General features: G+C 49.4%; 15 protein-coding genes. 6 read left to right on the top strand and 9 right to left on the bottom strand.

Annotation, left to right across the window (positions count from 1 at the left end; all coding sequences use genetic code 11):
• Positions 1-2: 2 nt before the first annotated feature.
• The 6 genes from NW211_RS05810 to NW211_RS05785 all read left to right on the top strand — a co-directional run bounded on the left by NW211_RS05810 (position 3) and on the right by NW211_RS05785 (position 6831).
• The gene (locus tag NW211_RS05810; RefSeq protein ID WP_258327241.1) at positions 3-1316 is read left to right on the top strand and encodes a UDP-glucose/GDP-mannose dehydrogenase family protein; all 1314 of its coding nucleotides are present in this window, start codon (positions 3-5) and stop codon (positions 1314-1316) included.
• Positions 1316-2473, top strand: coding sequence for a glycosyltransferase family 4 protein (locus tag NW211_RS05805; protein WP_258327240.1), 1158 nt, complete (start codon positions 1316-1318; stop codon positions 2471-2473). Before NW211_RS05810 ends, NW211_RS05805 begins: the two co-directional genes overlap by 1 nt.
• Positions 2474-2540: 67 nt before the next feature.
• Entirely contained in the window at positions 2541-3530 is a 990-nt protein-coding gene (locus NW211_RS05800; protein ID WP_258327239.1) for an acyltransferase, read from the top strand.
• Between the two features lie 202 nt (positions 3531-3732).
• Positions 3733-4494, top strand: a complete 762-nt coding sequence (locus tag NW211_RS05795; protein WP_258327238.1) for a WecB/TagA/CpsF family glycosyltransferase — start codon at positions 3733-3735, stop codon at positions 4492-4494.
• Between the two features lie 147 nt (positions 4495-4641).
• A complete protein-coding gene (gene gmd / locus NW211_RS05790; RefSeq protein ID WP_258327237.1) occupies positions 4642-5730 on the top strand; it encodes a GDP-mannose 4,6-dehydratase in 1089 nt (362 codons plus the stop codon).
• A gap of 12 nt (positions 5731-5742) precedes the next feature.
• On the top strand, positions 5743-6831 hold the full coding sequence (locus tag NW211_RS05785) for a GDP-L-fucose synthase (RefSeq protein WP_258327236.1): 1089 nt from the start codon (positions 5743-5745) through the stop codon (positions 6829-6831).
• Between the two features lie 96 nt (positions 6832-6927).
• On the opposite strand, the gene NW211_RS05780 is transcribed toward NW211_RS05785, so the two are convergent.
• The 9 genes from NW211_RS05780 to NW211_RS05740 all read right to left on the bottom strand — a co-directional run bounded on the left by NW211_RS05780 (position 6928) and on the right by NW211_RS05740 (position 17149).
• Positions 6928-8064 carry a hypothetical protein gene (locus NW211_RS05780; protein WP_258327235.1) on the bottom strand — a complete coding sequence of 379 codons (1137 nt, stop codon included), beginning with the start codon at positions 8062-8064 and terminating at the stop codon, positions 6928-6930.
• 417 nt (positions 8065-8481) lie between these two features.
• Positions 8482-9210: a hypothetical protein gene (locus NW211_RS05775; RefSeq protein ID WP_087407528.1), complete on the bottom strand. Its 729-nt coding sequence runs from the start codon at positions 9208-9210 to the stop codon at positions 8482-8484.
• A gap of 49 nt (positions 9211-9259) precedes the next feature.
• Complete coding sequence (locus NW211_RS05770; protein WP_258327234.1) at positions 9260-10489, bottom strand: porin family protein; 1230 nt, start codon at positions 10487-10489, stop codon at positions 9260-9262.
• Between the two features lie 12 nt (positions 10490-10501).
• Positions 10502-11032: an RNA polymerase sigma factor gene (locus NW211_RS05765; protein ID WP_087407526.1), complete on the bottom strand. Its 531-nt coding sequence runs from the start codon at positions 11030-11032 to the stop codon at positions 10502-10504.
• Between the two features lie 159 nt (positions 11033-11191).
• Positions 11192-12436: a DUF1015 domain-containing protein gene (locus NW211_RS05760; protein ID WP_087407525.1), complete on the bottom strand. Its 1245-nt coding sequence runs from the start codon at positions 12434-12436 to the stop codon at positions 11192-11194.
• A 17-nt stretch (positions 12437-12453) separates the two neighbouring features.
• Positions 12454-13722, bottom strand: a complete 1269-nt coding sequence (locus tag NW211_RS05755; protein WP_258327233.1) for an adenylosuccinate synthase — start codon at positions 13720-13722, stop codon at positions 12454-12456.
• Between the two features lie 34 nt (positions 13723-13756).
• Positions 13757-14233: a Fur family transcriptional regulator gene (locus tag NW211_RS05750; RefSeq protein ID WP_087407760.1), complete on the bottom strand. Its 477-nt coding sequence runs from the start codon at positions 14231-14233 to the stop codon at positions 13757-13759.
• A gap of 55 nt (positions 14234-14288) precedes the next feature.
• A complete protein-coding gene (locus NW211_RS05745) occupies positions 14289-14975 on the bottom strand; it encodes a DNA alkylation repair protein (protein ID WP_087407523.1) in 687 nt (228 codons plus the stop codon).
• A gap of 125 nt (positions 14976-15100) precedes the next feature.
• A complete protein-coding gene (locus tag NW211_RS05740; protein WP_258327232.1) occupies positions 15101-17149 on the bottom strand; it encodes a dipeptidyl peptidase 3 in 2049 nt (682 codons plus the stop codon).
• Positions 17150-17156 lie beyond the last annotated feature (7 nt).

The following is a 17156-nucleotide window of genomic DNA, read 5'->3' as shown; positions in this document are numbered from 1 at the left end:
TTATGAACGTAGCAATTGTTGGTACCGGATATGTTGGTCTGGTCTCAGGTACTTGTTTTGCCGAAATGGGGGCAAATGTAATATGTGTAGATGTCAATAAGCAGAAAATCGAAGATCTACAAAATGGACGGATTCCGATTTATGAACCGGGACTTGACGAAATGGTCCTTCGAAATTATCGGGAAGGACGTCTGAAGTTTACGACTGATTTATCAACATGCTTAGATGATGTGGAGATTGTATTTAGTGCCGTGGGGACTCCTCCCGATGAAGATGGTAGTGCCGATTTGAGATATGTATTGGAGGTCGCTCATACAATTGGCACCTATATGAATAAATATCTTTTGGTTGTCACAAAGAGTACAGTCCCTGTAGGAACTGCTAAAAAAGTCAAAGCTGCCATTCAAGAGGAGTTGGATAAACGTAATGTAAAGATAGAATTTGATGTGGCAAGTAATCCCGAATTTTTGAAGGAGGGTGCTGCCATTAAGGATTTTATGAGCCCCGACAGAGTGGTCGTTGGAGTAGAATCGGATCGCGCAAAAGAATTGATGACCAAGTTGTATCGTCCATTTTTACTGAATAATTTTAGAGTTATTTTTACAGATATACCGTCGGCCGAGATGATTAAATATGCTGCAAATTCAATGTTGGCTACTCGCATTAGCTTTATGAATGATATAGCAAATCTTTGTGAGTTGGTGGGGGCTGATGTAAATATGGTACGAAAAGGTATTGGTGCTGATTCTCGTATTGGAAATAAGTTCTTATATCCAGGTTGCGGATATGGAGGTAGCTGTTTCCCGAAAGATGTAAAGGCTTTGATAAAAACAGCAGAACTTAATGGCTATGATATGCGAGTCTTGAAAGCTGTTGAAGAGGTTAATGAGCATCAGAAATCGATTTTATTTGAGAAGTTGCAACGATATTTCGAGAATCAACTAAATGGAAAGACTATTGCTATTTGGGGCCTTTCGTTTAAGCCAGAGACTGATGATATGCGTGAGGCAACCTCATTGGTAATGATAAAGAATCTTTTGCAGGCAGGTTGTCAAGTAAAGGTTTATGATCCTATTGCCATGGATGAATGTAAAAGGCGAATAGGAGAGGTTGTAGAATATGCTCCTGATATGTATGATGCTGTTTTGGATGCGGATTCATTGGTATTACTTACTGAATGGAAACAATTTAGAATGCCTAGTTGGGGGGTTATTAAAAAGGCTATGAAACTCCCTGTGGTGTTTGATGGTCGGAATATATATGATGTACAGGAGATGAGCGAATTAGGTTTCGTTTATCATTGTATTGGCCGATAATGAAAATCCTACTGGTACATAACAATTATGGGAAGTATAGTGGCGAGGAGGCTGTGGTCGATAAGATGGCTGCAATGCTCTCGGCTCACGGTCATGAAGTGGCGTTTTATCGCCGAACGACCGAGGGGGTGAGGGAGTCGGCTGTCGGTAAGGTGGCAGGCTTCTTATCGGGTATCTATTCTCCCTCCGGGGTGCATGGAATGCGAGATGCGTTGCGTCGGGAGCGTCCCGATGTGGTGAATGTACATAATCTCTATCCCTTTATTAGCCCGGCGGCTCTCTTTGAGTGTAAAAAGGCTGGGGTACCAGTAGTAATGACGGTTCACAACTTTCGATTGATTTGTCCTACGGGTTTGTTTATGCGCAATGGTATGCCTTGTGAGACTTGTTTGGAGCGGGGGAATGAATGGAGTTGTGTGCGATATAACTGCGAACATAGTCGCTTGAAGTCGCTGGGATATACTCTTCGCAATGTCTATGCTCGCTGGACTGGGGCGTATCGAAAGAATGTAGATGCCTTTGCTTGTATTACTGATTTTCAGCGGCAGAAGTTGATTGCTGCCGGGTATGATGCACAGAAGATACGGGTGATTCCCAATAGTGTAGATGCTCCAGAGTCCTATTTGCCGACCGATGGGAATTATGTGGCTTATATTGGAAGATTAAGCTATGAAAAGGGATATGATCTGTTGGTAGAAGTTGCCCGTCGAAATCCGGCTATTCAGTTCCGATTTGCCGGAGCCAAGCGTGAGCAGACCGATATTGAGATTCCCGATAATGTACAGTTTATGGGGTATTTACAAAAAAAAGAGTTGGCCAATTTTATCCGTCAAGCTCGCTTTGTAGTGATGCCCAGTCGTTGCTACGAAGGTTTCCCTATGGCCATTCTCGAGGCTGCCTGCTATGGTAAGCCTACAATCGGGCCAGCACATGGGGGATTTATCGAGATTATCGGTCGGGGCGATTCGGCTATTGGTAAATTGTTCGAGCCTAATAATCTCGACGATTTGGAACGGCAAATCGTTTCGTTGTGGAATAATACAGATGAGATTGCACGATTGGGGCAGATGGCTTTCGAAAAGTTACAACGGGAATACTCATCGGAGGTAATTTATAAGAAGTGGGATAGTTTGTTTCAAGAATTGGTAAAAGAGTAATAGTATAATACAATATGATACAACAAATTAGGGGGGGCAAAAATCGTGCCAGACTCGAATTATAGGATTGGATTTAATTCGTAGTTTTGCAATTTTGTTTGTGATATCTGGGCACTTTTGGTTGAATACCCCATTTAAGAATACAATTTTTGAAGGAACGGCATTGTTTATCCAGTCAATCTTTCGTATGTTTTTTGGAATTGGTGTTCCTCTTTTCCTTTTGTTGACAGGTTATTTGAATACGAATAAGACCGTATCAAAGCGATATTACAAGGGTTGTATACGGGTATTGGTTGCCTACCTCTTCTTTTCGATCATAACGATTCTGTTTCGTAAGTATTATTTGCACGAAGATTTGTCGTGGTTGAAGTGGATTCTAAAGATATTCGATTTTTCGGCAATACCTTATGCCTGGTACATCGAGATGTGGATAGGGTTGTTTTTGTTGACCCCTTTCTTGAATATGATGTACAAGGCGATACCCACTCAGCGGCAGAAACAGATTTTGATATTGACTCTATATGTGATGACCGCCTTGCCCGATTTGTTTAATCGATATGGATTGCATTTGGCCCCAGGCTTTTGGGCATCTTGTTATCCGTTGACATTCTTCTTTGCTGGTTCTTATATTCACGAGTATAGACCTCGTGTAGATAGTTGGAAGTTGTGGCTGATAATGTTATTGTTGTGTATGATCAATCCGGTATTTAATGTGTTGTTTGTTCACAATCATACTTTGATTCAAATAGCCGGTGGCCCTTGGGGAGTATTCGGGACAGTTGTGGCAATAGCCTTTTTCTTGTTGTTCTATCAGACCGATTTCAAGTCGCTGGTGTTGCGCAAGAGTTTGACTAAGATTTCGCTGTTGTCGCTCGATATGTATCTCTGTTGTTATATATTTGATGCGTTGGTCTATCCCTATTTCATGGAGCGCTATTTTGTCAATCAGTCGCAGTTTGGAATCTATTTCTTTATAATAGTGCCTATTCTTTTCGCTGGTTCGTTTGTGATGGCATGGGCAAAGGATATACTGTTCCGTTGGTTGAAGATTGCGTGAACAAGTGGTATAGGGACATAAGGGTATAAGTTCGGATTATCATCTTGGTAATTAAATAGATATTTTCAAAAAAATAAGGTATAATTCACTTGAATATCGAGTGGAGCGAATATCTGTTCACTCGATTTCATCCAAAAGAGACGAGATTGTTTTGTAGTCGGGATTAGGGGAGTCTCGACGGTAACTTTACACATCATTTTTTATGGAGAAGTATTTCAACATCAGGTACGAGTTCGACAAGCATGCAGTTTTTCGGGCTATCGACGAGGCGTTGTTAATGAAGAAGCCAGGGTATATTTGTGTATCCGACGGTGTGATTCTGGCTACGGTAAATCGCGACCCGGCTTATTGTCAGGTGGTAGACGGGTCGATGTTCTCGATTTGCGACAGCGGTTATGTGCCGTTGTATTTGCGATGGATCTATGGTATCGAGCGCAAGCAGTACTGCGGTAGCGAGATTTTTATGGATATCATTCATCAGCGGCGCTATCGCATGGCCTTTCTGGGTACTACACAGCAGACGCTGGACGGGCTGAAACGTCATTTGTCAGAGATTGACCCGCGCATCAACGACATGTGGTTCTACTCATTGCCCTACAAGGCGGTCGACGATTTTGACTATCCGGCCATTGCCCAGATGCTGGAGAAAGATCGTGCCGAGATTATCTGGATAGCACTGGGGGCTCCCAAGCAGGAGATTTTTATGAGCAAGTTGAAGCCTTACCTGAAGAGTGGGGTGATGATTGCCGTGGGAGCTGCTTTTAAATTTTACAGCGGTACCGATGTGAACCGGGCGCCCTATTGGATGGTGCGGGCCCACCTCGAGTTCCTGCATCGCATCTATTGCGAGCCCAAGAAGCAGTTGCGTCGTTGCTGGCTGATTATCGAGTCGTTGCCCAAGTTGCTCGTCCAAGAGTGGAATCGCAAACGCCGGCGCAAGAAGTTGCCGGGCAAGGTCGAATAGAATCCTCGTCGTTGGTCGTAAATAGAGCCCGATTGAGGTTGACAATTCTCTCGAATTTAGATAATTTTGCAGTCGTGTAATCGACGAATATAGTTCAGATAACAGAGTTTTATAATAAAAGAAAACAATCAAACATAAGCATACAAGATGAAAACAGCATTGATTACCGGTATTACCGGTCAAGACGGATCGTTCTTGGCAGAGTTCCTGCTGGAAAAGGGTTATGACGTGCACGGAACCATTCGTCGCTCGTCGGTCGATTATCGTGAGCGTATCGCCCACCTGGAGGGCCGTCCGCATTTCCACCTGCATTATGCCGACTTGGGCGACTCGATGAGTCTGATTCAGGTCGTAGGCAAAGTGCGCCCCGACGAGATTTACAATCTGGCCGCCCAGAGCCATGTACAGGTGTCGTTTGATGCTCCCGAGTTCACGGCCGATGTCGACGCTACAGGCGTATTGCGTATTCTGGAGGCCGTTCGCCAATGCGGATTGGCCGAGACCTGTCGCATCTATCAGGCTTCGACTTCCGAGTTGTATGGCAAGGTAGAGCAGGTGCCTCAGAACGAGCAGACTCCGTTCCACCCGTATAGCCCGTATGCCGTAGCCAAGCTGTATGGATACTGGATTGTGAAGGAGTATCGCGAGGCTTACAACATGTTCTGCTGCTCGGGTATCCTCTTCAATCACGAGTCGGAGCGTCGTGGCGAGACCTTCGTAACCCGTAAGATTACGCTGGCTGCCGCTCGTATTGCTCAGGGTAAACAGGACAAGCTCTACCTGGGTAATCTCTCGTCGTTGCGCGACTGGGGTTATGCCAAGGATTATGTCGAGTGCATGTGGCTCATTCTGCAAAACGACAAGCCCGAAGATTTCGTGATTGCTACCGGTGTGCAGCACTCCGTTCGTGAGTTCTGCCAGTTGGCTTTCCACCACGTGGGCATCGAGCTCGATTTCGTAGGCGAGGGAGAGAACGAGAAGGGCATCGACCGGGCTACCGGCCGTGTGCTCGTAGAAGTTTCGCCCGATTTCTATCGCCCGACCGACGTGGTGAACCTGTGGGGCGATCCCTCGAAGGCCAAGCGCGAGTTGGGTTGGGACCCGATGAAGACTTCGTTCGAAGAGCTCGTGAAGATTATGGTTGATGCCGATATGGCCAAGGTGGCTGTCGAGCGTGCCGGCGACGAGATTCGCATGAACCTGGCCGAATATTTGGAAAAAGGTATTGTTAAATAGGAGATATTTATCATGGAAAAAGATGCCAAGATTTATGTAGCCGGTCACCACGGTCTGGTGGGTTCGGCTATATGGAAAAACTTGCAGGAAAAAGGGTATACCCATCTCATCGGCCGTTCGCACAAAGAGCTCGACCTGCTCGACGGGGTAGCCGTGAAACGCTTCTTCGACGAGGAGCAACCCGAATATGTGATTCTGGCCGCCGCTCATGTGGGGGGTATCATGGCCAACAGCATCTATCGGGCCGATTTCATCTATCAGAATTTGCAGATTCAGCAAAACGTCATCGGCGAGAGCTTCCGTCATGGCGTGAAGAAGCTGCTCTTCCTGGGCAGTACCTGCATCTATCCGCGCGATGCCCAGCAGCCGATGAAGGAGGATGCGCTGCTCACCTCGCCGCTGGAGTATACCAACGAGCCCTATGCCATTGCCAAGATTGCCGGACTGAAGATGTGCGAGAGCTTCAACCTGCAATATGGTACCAACTATATCGCCGTGATGCCCACCAACCTTTACGGGCCCAACGACAACTTCGACCTCGAGCGCAGCCATGTGCTCCCGGCTATGATTCGTAAAATACATTTGGCCAAGTGTCTGATGGAAAACGATTGGGAGGCTGTGCGCAAAGACCTCTCGTTGCGACCTGTCGAGGGCGTAGACGGTAAAGCTACCAACGAGGCTATCCTTGCCGTGCTGGCCAAGTATGGCATCTATCCCGACCGGGTAGAGCTGTGGGGTACGGGCAAACCGCTGCGTGAGTTTCTGTGGAGCGAGGAGATGGCCGACGCTTCGGTCTATATTCTCGAGCATGTCGATTTTGCCGATGTTAAGGGCGACAATCCCGAGGTGCGCAACTGCCACATCAACATCGGTACCGGCAAGGAGATTACCATCGCCGCTCTGGCTCATCGCATCCAGGAGGTTATCGGGTACAAGGGCGAGGTTCGCTTCAACCCTGAGAAACCCGACGGTACCATGCGCAAGCTCACCGATGTGACCAAACTGCACAACCTGGGCTGGCACCACAAAATCGAAATCGAGGAGGGCGTACAGAAGATGTACGACTGGTACACGGCCGATCATGCCGAGATGTATCGGTAATCCGTAATTCCTATACAGTCATATAGCGACAGCCAATCGGTTCTTTCTGAATCGGTTGGCTGTCGTTGTTTTGTTGCGATTTTTCAGAAATGGATGTCAATCGTAAGATTGCTCGTAAATCAGATTGTTCTGAGGATTATAGATACACAACTTGTTGACGACTTTACCTTGAATATCTCCTATGTGATATTCATATCGAAAGCCCTGGTTATAAAATAGATATATTTTTCCGGCAGGCTTGGCTTGAAAATTTTCACAAAAAGCATTGTAATCAAAGACTTCTCCGTCTTGGTCCCAACATTTTCTAATGCCGTTTTCAATTTGCAAGTCGGGTTTGTCATCGATTTTGCGTCCCTTATTCCAACACCTATATCGGTAATTGCCATTGGCCTGTATATCGATGATAATATGGAAGTCGTCACTATGCAAATCGAACAGGGGAGCAACCCCTTTGTCTACAAAATATTTTCCATTCCACCGGTATACCCGATGTGCTTCTGTAGCTATGGAATATTCGCCATGTGTTACGATATAAGGAAGATGTAATTCGTTCGAAACGGTATCATAAGCTATTTCATACGGCTTGGACAACTCGGCCGAGAAGATGATTTGGTCGGTTTCGTCATTGTAACCATATTCGTCCCATCTCCAATCGAGATGTGTCAATAGATGTGTCTCCTTCTTAAATATCGGAGCCGGAGCAATAGTTCCTTGGTCGGTTATCTGCAGGCCCCACAGATTCATGTAAACATGAGACCCTTGCGTGTTAAACTCTTCGCAGTCGGCAAGCATATATAGCGATTTCGAAGGCTCTATTCGGATTATCTGGGATACATATCCTTGAATGCTGTCCAGTTCCAAACAAACGACCGAATCGTTGGCCCGATATTGAAGCAAGGTGCGAGTCTCGAATCCATACGAAGGTATTCCGCCAAAGCCATATAGTTCGATGCTGTATGTTCGCATATTGCCATCGGGCGAGGTGGCTATCTCCATGGACTCTATGTTATGGTTCCTATCGGTTAATTGAGAATCCAAGGATTGAGGATTCTCTCGGATCAAATCAAAAAATTGGTCTACCGCCGTATCGGGTATGATACCTTCGTCATTCAGGGTCAATAACTGTTGAGCCTTATCGATAAACTGAGTTTCTGATTGCTGTTCCGGACGGCAGGAATTCCCGAGAATTGCCATGCAGAGCAATAGGTATACGATTTTTCTGTGATTGTTCATCAGGTATAATTTTATACTGAAAGTTTTTTTATGTCCCCGTTCTGCTTTTGATGGTACAAAGTTAGAAGTTTTTTCGGGCTGTTAAAAGAATAAGGTACTTTTCGTTGCGATCGTGTTGGCGGGCAATTCGTGAGGAAACCGGCCTAACTCCAATATAAGTAGGTTGAGCTTTTATTTCGAGGTGTTGATGTAGTGTGTGCTTATATTGATGCAGACCGCATCTGGGATATGGCGCAATCAATTCTTTCGCCGGGTCGAGCCGGCAATTCTGAAGACAGACTTGTGCTGATAGGCTTAAAGATTGCTCTATTTCATGGCAACCCGGGTCGCGAGAGGGTATAAAAAAAAGAGGTATCCTCACGGACACCCCCGTCTGAAATTATAAACATCAAAAATAAAAGTTGCTTTCTTTCGATTTTATTCCAAGGTCTCGGGCCGGTTGTAGGTGAACGAGAAGTATCTGCTGGTCTTGTCGTTGCCACCGGTCGAGAAGTTCGAGCTGGCTGCCTGGTATCTCACAACCACGTTGATGTCGGTATTGACCGGATATTGCGGCAGCTTGAACGAGATGTAGTCCGAGCTTTTCGACTCCTTGATATTTCCTTTGTTGTAGACGAGATAGAGAGTATCGGTCTTGGTCTCGAAGTCGAACATCTTGGGCTGAATCAGTTCCAGCGAACCGGCTTCACCGCTTTCAACCTCGTATTTCACATAGGCAAAGGTGAGGATAGTATCGTCTTTGCGATAGTTGATAAAGGGCTCTATCGAGTAGAGCGAGGGGAGGGTATCGCTCTGGAATGCACCGAAGGCACCATTGTACAGATAGTCTTTGCAATCGAATTGATGAATACCCGAGATGGTGGCGTTATAGATGTAGTTCGACACTTGGGTACCTTGGTTGTCGAAGTCGATAGTCGTTGTGGCCAACAGGCGGTCGCCCTCCTCCCAATCTTCGCTTTGCAATTCGCTACTTGTGACCGACAGTCCGGTACGGTCGAGGTACATATACGAGGTGCCCGTATTGGTTTTGTAGATGCTGCCGGTGGTGTATACCGACAAGGTATTGCCACCTTCGCCCAGACAGCTTGAGAGGGTTAAGACGCCGCAAAGCAACGATAGAGCCGATACAAATTTCAATGCTTTCATTGTTTTCTTGTAGATTGTTTGGTTTGCTATTTTGGTAGTTAGGTTATGATTAAAATCCGGTTCTTATGCCAAAGGTCAAGCCGAAGTTGAAAGGCTTGTCCTTCCAGATATTATGTATTTCCGATTTGTTTTCGAAGTAGTAGGCCATGTAGGGTTCCAGATAGAGCTCGGTCTGCTTGTACAGCGTGAGGGCTGCGCCCAGATTGGCTTGTACTGAGAATTGCACGTTTTCGTGTTTCAGCTCCTTATATCCCGAACCCGATATACCCTCGTCGTATCCCTCGTCTTTTTGTCTCCCCGCCAGGTAGAAATCTACCTGTCCGCCGGCTGCCGCGTAGAACGACAGGCGCTTGATGCGGGCAAAGCGGTAGACTGCGTTGAGGGGGATACCCAGATAGTGCAGCTCTTGGCTGCCGTTGCCGTTGGTCGAACTGTATTTCGAATAGAGGTAGGTGTAGACCAATCCCGATTCCAGTTCCCAGTTTTTAGGTAAGGTCTTCGATATGGTGATACCCGCCGATATGGGCATTCTGTGCTCGAAGTGGTAGACGGGATTGCGTCGCGACAACAGCATGGGTGTCTTGGTGCGGATTGCCGTTGCCGTATTCTGGCTTTTGTCGGTAGTGGCATTAGCTGCCATCACGCCTATCTGAATGCCGGAGCCTTTTCTCTTCGTCGACTCGTCGGCCGTGAGTCCGCTCTCTTTCAGTTCCCGACCGTCGTTTTCAAACTGGTCCAGCTTGCGGCGATAGTCTGCGTCGGTGTTGTTCGATTTTTGTGCAGCGGTAGAGGAGGTAGCTGCTTCGGGTTGAGCGACAACCTGGGTTGGAGTCGTCGGATTAGCCGGTTGGGCAAGAGCTTCGTGACCCAACAACGATTGAGTTTCGGGAGCTGTTGCCCTTTTGCTGTGGGCAACCCGGGGTGCCGGGTGTGTGGTTTGCGGTTGAGTAGCTGCTGCAATGAGGGGTTGCTCGCTGTCGTTTGTTGCCGGTTGTACCATCTCCACCCCCTCAGTCGATAGCTGGTTGGCTATCGGGGTAACCAGAGGCTTCTCGGGCGTCTGCCACCATACGACAGCGACGACTATACCCACAGCCGCAGCGGCTGCCGAGTAGGCGATGATACGCCGGTAGAGCGGAACTCTACGGGTCGCAATCTGCGGAGCGTTCTGGGGTAACTTCGACTCGATAGCCGCCCACAAATCGCCTCTGACATCGGCTTCGTGCCCTGCCAGTTTCGATTGTATCGTCTTTTCAAATTGTCGGTCGTCTATCTGCATAGTCGTTAATACCTATTGTTCCAGTTCTTGAATCCATTTTTGAAGCAGCCTTTTGGCCCGGGTATATTGCGATCGCGAGGTGCTTTCGGTAATGTGCAGCGCCTGGGCAATCTCCCGGTGGGAGTAACCCTCGACGGCAAACATATTGAATACGGTGCGGAATCCCGGCGGTAGCTGGGCGATAAGCTCCATCAACTCGTCGGCCGATATACGGTCTACGGCCGAGTAGTCGGCCTCTTGCTGAGGTTCGAGTGCCTCCAGCTCTACTCCGTTGCGCAGCAAGTCGTTTCGGCGCAGCGCTTCCAAAGCCGTGTTCACGAAAATACGTCGCATCCAACCTTCAAAAGAACCCTCGTAGTTGTAACTCTGTATCGACGAGAAGACACGGATAAAGCCCTCTTGCAGAAAGTCTTCGGCGGTTTCTCGATTGCCGGCATAGCGCAAACATACCGACATCATTTTACGCGCAAAGGTTTCATAGAGTTGCCTTTGCGCTCGAGAGTCGTTATTTTTGCAAGCTTCTATCAACTTTTTCTCGTCCATACCGATTTTACTCGGCCCGAATAACAACTACTATTAGGTAGACGTAATTCGAGCTCTTTTTGCTGCATGAGGGTAAAAAAATAAATAGCGGTTCTTTGTTAAAGAATATTATACAAAGAACCGCTATTTCTATATTTCAGGAAATCAGGGTCTTTGGCGTCAATCCAGTTTGTGGATGATGAGACCCGATCTCAACTTCGGTTCGAACCACGTTGTTTTGGGCGGCATGATGTTGCCCGTGTCGGCGATGTCCATCAGCTGTTTCATCGAAACGGGGTAGAGAGCCAGGGCCATCTTCATCTCGCCGCTGTCGACCCGGCGTTTCAACTCTTCGAGGCCACGGATACCGCCCACGAAATCGATGCGTTTGTCGGTGCGCAGGTCGGTAATGCCCAGGATGTCGCGCAAGATGAGGTTCGACGAGATGGTGACGTCGAGTACCCCGATGGGGTCGTTGTCGTCATAGGTGCCCTCTTTGGCCGTGAGGGAGTACCATTTACCTTCGAGGTAGAGTGCAAAGTTGTGCAGTTTGGCGGGGTGATAAATCTGTTCGCCTTTCTCCTCGACGGTGAAGTGCTCTTTCAATTTCTCGATAAACTCTTGCGGAGTGAGCCCGTTCAGGTCTTTTACCACGCGGTTGTAGTCGATGATTTTCAGTTGCGAGGCCGGGAAACATACGGCCAGGAAGTAGTTGTACTCCTCGTCGCCGCGATGCTCGGGGTTCTGCTGGGCCTTCTCGTTGCCTACCAGAGCCGCTGCAGCCGTACGGTGGTGACCGTCGGCAATGTAGAGGCTGGGAATATGGGCAAAGATTTCGGTGATGCGGCCTATCGTCTTGTCGTCGTCGATGACCCAGAAGTGGTGGCCGAATCCGTCGGGGGCAATAAAGTCGTACTCGGGCGCGCGCGACGTCTCGCGTTTGATGATGGCGTCGAGCTCGTCGTTGTCGGGGTAGGCGAAGAATACCGGCTCGACGTTGGCGTTGTTGATGCGCACGTGTTTCATGCGGTCTTCCTCCTTGTCGCGGCGGGTAAGTTCGTGTTTCTTGATGACGCCCGACATGTAGTCGTCGACGTTAGCCCCCACGACCAGTCCGTACTGGGTGTGACCGTTCATCGTCTGGGCATAGATGTAGTAGTGCTCCTTGTTGTCTTGTACCAGCCACCCTTTCTGCTGGAACATGTTGAAGTTGTCTACTGCCTTGTGGTATACCTCGGGGCTGTGTTCGTCGGTACCGGGGGCAAAATCGATCTCGGGTTTGATGATGTGGTAGAGCGATTTTTCATTTCCTTGAGCCTCTTGGCGAGCCTCTTCGGAGTTTAACACATCGTAAGGGCGCGAGGCCACTTGCTCGACCAGTTCTTTCGGCGGACGTAATCCTTTGAACGGTTTAATCTTTGCCATAGTAATAAGTTTATAGGTTATTTATTGGAGAGGACAATCGTCTGCTCGCGGTCGGGACCTACCGATACGATGTAGATAGGTACCTGCAACTCTTTTTCGAGGAAGGCGATGTACTCTTTGAATCTTTGCGGAAATTCGGCTTCGCTGTGAATCTTGGTCATGTCGGTTTTCCAGCCCGGCAGTTCTACGTATACGGGTTCGATGCCCTCTTCGATCGAGTAGGGGAACTCGGTCACCTCCTTGCCATTGATGCGGTAGGCCACGCAGGCCTTGATGGTGTCGAAGTTGTCGAGCACGTCGCTCTTCATCATGATCAGTTTGGTCACACCGTCGATCATGATGGCATACTTCAGAGCTACCAGGTCTATCCAGCCGCAGCGACGCTCGCGACCCGTCACGGCTCCATATTCGTGACCGATGGCCCGGATGGTCTTACCGGTCTCGTCGAACAGTTCGGTGGGGAACGGGCCGCTGCCTACGCGGGTGCAGTAGGCTTTGAAGATACCGTATACCTCGCCTATCTTGCTGGGAGCTACGCCCAGACCCGTGCAGGCGCCGGCGCAGATGGTGTTTGACGAGGTGACAAAGGGATAGGAGCCGAAATCGACATCGAGCATCGTGCCTTGTGCTCCTTCGGCCAGAATCGACTTGCCCTCTTTCAGGTAGTTGTTGATGACGTGTTCGCTGTCGATGATGCGGAAGCGTTTGAGGTATTCGATGGCTTCGAACCACTTGGCCTCCAGCTCGTCGATGTTGTATTCGTAGTTGAGCGAACGCAGTATGTTCTCGTGCCGGGCTTTGGCTTTGGCATAAATCTCCTTGAAGTTGAGGAAGATGTCGCCAACCCGCACACCGTTTCGGCTTATCTTGTCGGAGTAGGTGGGGCCGATACCTTTGCCCGTGGTACCGATTTTCGATTTACCCTTGGCGGCCTCGTAGGCAGCATCGAGTATGCGGTGTGTGGGCAGAATGAGGTGTGCCTTTTTCGAGATGCACAGGCATTGGGTCAGGTCGTGACCGCTGGCAGCCAGGCTCTCGGCCTCCTCTTTGAAGAGGACGGGGTCCAATACGACACCGTTGCCGATGATATTGACTTTTCCACCCTGGAAGATACCCGAGGGGATGGAGCGCAATACATATTTTTCGCCCTTGAATTCCAATGTGTGACCCGCATTGGGACCTCCCTGGAAACGGGTGATAATATCATATCTGGGCGTCAATACATCGACGACTTTGCCTTTGCCTTCGTCGCCCCACTGCAATCCTAAGAGAACATCTACTTTCATAACTTAGTGTGTTTCGTGAATGTTTAAATTGGGTTTATTTTTTTTCGTTTTTGTCTTTCTCTTTTTTGCTCTTCTGGTTACACCGGCTGCAGATGCCATAGACATAGAGGGTGTAGTACGATGTGGTGAATTTGTTGAATTTACGGGTGTTCAGGCTCGACATCAGGTCCAGGTCTTTCACTTCGCGCACCTTGCCGCACTTGATGCAGATAAGGTGATGGTGGTTGGTATTGTATACCCGCTCGTATTGGGCCAGGTTGCCGCCGAACTGATGCTTGCGCACCAGGTTGGCCTCGAGCAGCAGATCTATCGTGTTGTAGACGGTTGCTTTGCTCACCCGGTATCCGTTCTCGATCATGGCTTCGTACAGTGTCTCTACATCGAAGTGCTGGGTAGTGGTATATATTTTTTCCAATATAGCAAACCGCTCGGGAGTCTTACGCAATTTTCGGGCTTCCAAGAATTGTATAAACAACTGTTTTACAGTTTCTTTCGATTTTTCTTCTGGCATGATCAAAAACCTATGTTACAAATTTAGCGATTTTTGCATTACAAGCAAAACAAAATCAGCGGGAATCGCGGCCCGAAAATTCGCGGTACAGCGTCTGCTCTTCGGTCAGCGTGTCGAGCAGTGGTTGGGCCGCTGTGTCGGCCTTGGCCTTGGTCTGTAACAGGGGCAGAATGTGGGCAGCCAACGCGTCGTTGTGCATGGCTTGTTTCAGCAGGTTGACGGCAGCAAAAGCCCGGTTGTCGCGCTGCCCCGTGGCCTGGGCAATGGCGGCATCGATGACCGGCCCGAGGTTCGAGGCTTCGGTGTTTTCGGGGTGAGCGACGAGCCAGGCGGTAGCCAGTTGGAAGGCGGTGTATTGGGTCAGCGGCCGGTCGCTGCAACTCCATTCGCAAGCCTTTTGCCGTGCGAAAGGAAGCCGGCTGAAGAGGAATTTGCAACAGATGTCGGCCACCTCGGTGTTGGGCATGGTCTCCACCCAACGATTGGCCTCGGCCTCGGTGAACTCGTCGATCGGATAGACCAGCGGGGCCAGCATCATCGACTCGCGCACGGCTGTGTCGGCCCACAAGGCGTTGGCCAGTTGGGCATCGGTCGGGGTTTCGGCGGCAATCCGTTTCAGCAGGGGCAGGGTGAGCCCGAAGTTTATTTTGTAGTCGGCACCCTGGCTTCTCATGTTGTGCGACACGATGCCGTTCATGGCATGCCGGAATTTGATTTTTATCTCTTTGAGTTTTTGTTGCATGACGATTTCAGAATTTTTCCGCAAGATACGAATTAAAAACAAGGGAGCACACAAGATAGTTGGCAAAAAAAACTCGGCCCGGCATTTTGGAAATGTCGGGCCGAGCGGGTTATCGGGATAAGAACTTATTTCTTAACCGGGAAGGGTGTGCAGATGGGCAGCGGCGAGTAATCTTTCGAGTATCTCAGCATCTGCTCGGCATAACCTTCGTTGTACGAAATCTTGATGTCGGTAATGTTGCCGTTGGCATCGGTAACCGGCGTGTATACGGGGTTGACAAATCCCTTGTAGGGAGCGATGTGCAGGTTCTCGTAACGGGCCAGAACCTCTTTGTGCAGTTCGGGGTCGACGATGACACCATATTGTTCAACCAGATTCTTGCCGCTCTCGTAGTCGCCTTCCGATTTGATGCGTTGTACTTCGGCCAACAGTTGTCCGAGGAGCGTGCGCAGTTTCTCGTAGTCGTTCACTACCACGTAGGTCTTGCCGTCGCGTTTGGCAAACTCGATTACCTTGTCGGCTTTGCCGTGCTCATAGGCCCAGCGGGCGATGAGCTGACGGTTGCGCATGTGCGACTCTTCGATATTCTTGCCCGGCTCGATGCGGGTGAGCTGAGTCATCAGACCGTTCATCATGTATTGATAGTAAGCAGCTTTGTAAGCATCGGGCGAGGGGAGCAGACCCAGTTCCAGAATTTTGGGATCGGCCATGTAGTAGAGGGCGAAGAGGTCGGCGCGAGCCTCCTCGAGCGTAGAGCTGTAAGCCTTTAGGGCATCGGGGTCTACACCGGGGAGCAGCTTGCCCGAGCCGTGACCCAGACACTCGTGCAGGTCGGTGTGCAGGTTGTCGGCCTGGAGCAGGTATTTGTTGATGAGGTCGCGCTCGGTGTCGCTCCATACGAACTCGTCGTTGAATCCGTTACCCTGGGCAGCCTTCTCGTAAGCCTCGGTAATGTTTTCGATGGTTACCGATTTGGAGCCGTGCAGGTGGCGAATCCAGTTGGAGTTGGGCAGGTTGATACCGATCGGGGTCGAGGGGTAGCAGTCGCCGGCCAGCATGGCAGCGGTGATGACCTTGGCCGATACACCCTTTACCTCCTCTTTCTTGAAGCGGGCATCTATCGGCGAGTGGTCTTCGAACCATTGGGCGTTTTCGCTGATGGTGTGGGTGCGTTTCGAGGCTTCGAGGTTCTTGAAGTTGACAATCGACTCCCAGCTGGCTTTCATGCCCAGCGGGTCGCCGTAGGTCTCGGTAAAGCCGTTTACGAAGTCGACTTGCGAATCGAGGTCTTTTACCCACAGGATAGCGTACTCGTCAAAGTCTTTCAGGTCGCCTGTCTGGTAATATTCGATGAGTTTCTCGATGACCTGTTTCTGTTGGTCGTTCTCGGCTACGCCGGCTGCTTTCTGCAACCAGAATACAATCTTTTCGATAGCTTCGGTGTAGAGGCCGCCTACTTTGTAGGTCTCTTCCATAATCTTGCCGTCGCGTTTTACCAGACGGCTGTTCAGTCCGTAAGAGATGGGAGTCTCGTCTTTGGGGTCCTTCATGTTGCTGTAGAAGGCCTCGGCTTCGGCTTGGGTTACCCCGTCGTAATAGTTGCAGGCCGAGGTGGCGATGAGGTCTTCGCCGGCAGCCTGGTTCACCCGTTTAGGCATGACCGTGGGGTCGAAGATAACGGGCACCAGCGTATTGAGCAGGTCGTCGACCGTAGCACCTTCGGTGAGCGGCAGTTTCTTCGGGTCGAGCGATTTCACGGCATCGACAAAGAACTCTTGCGAGAAACCGGGCACGAATTTATCGCATCCGTAGTGGTGGTGGATACCGTTGGAGAACCATACCCGTTTCAGGTATACTTCGAAGTTCTTGAAGTCTTCGCTTTGGCGGTCGCCGGTATAGTCCTGATAGATTGCTTCGAGGGTACGGCGGATAGCCAGGTTCCATTTTCCGTTCTGGTCATAGAGAATGTCCCGACCGTAGGCGGCAGCCTCGGAGAGGTAGTAGACCAACTCTTTCTGTTGAAGTGTCAACTCTTCGAATCCCGGTACTTTGTAGCGCAGGATTTCCAGATCGGCAAACGACTCTACGGTGTAGTCGAAGTCGTCTTTCTTTTCTTGGGTAGCACACGAGGCCAAGATTAGCAATGAAGCCATGGTACAAACGATTTTTTTCATATAATGT

The organism is Barnesiella sp. ET7 (assembly GCF_024733785.1).
In the GTDB taxonomy this organism is placed as follows: Bacteria; Bacteroidota; Bacteroidia; order Bacteroidales; family Barnesiellaceae; genus Barnesiella; species Barnesiella merdigallinarum.
This window is presented reverse-complemented; position numbering and strand designations above follow the sequence as displayed.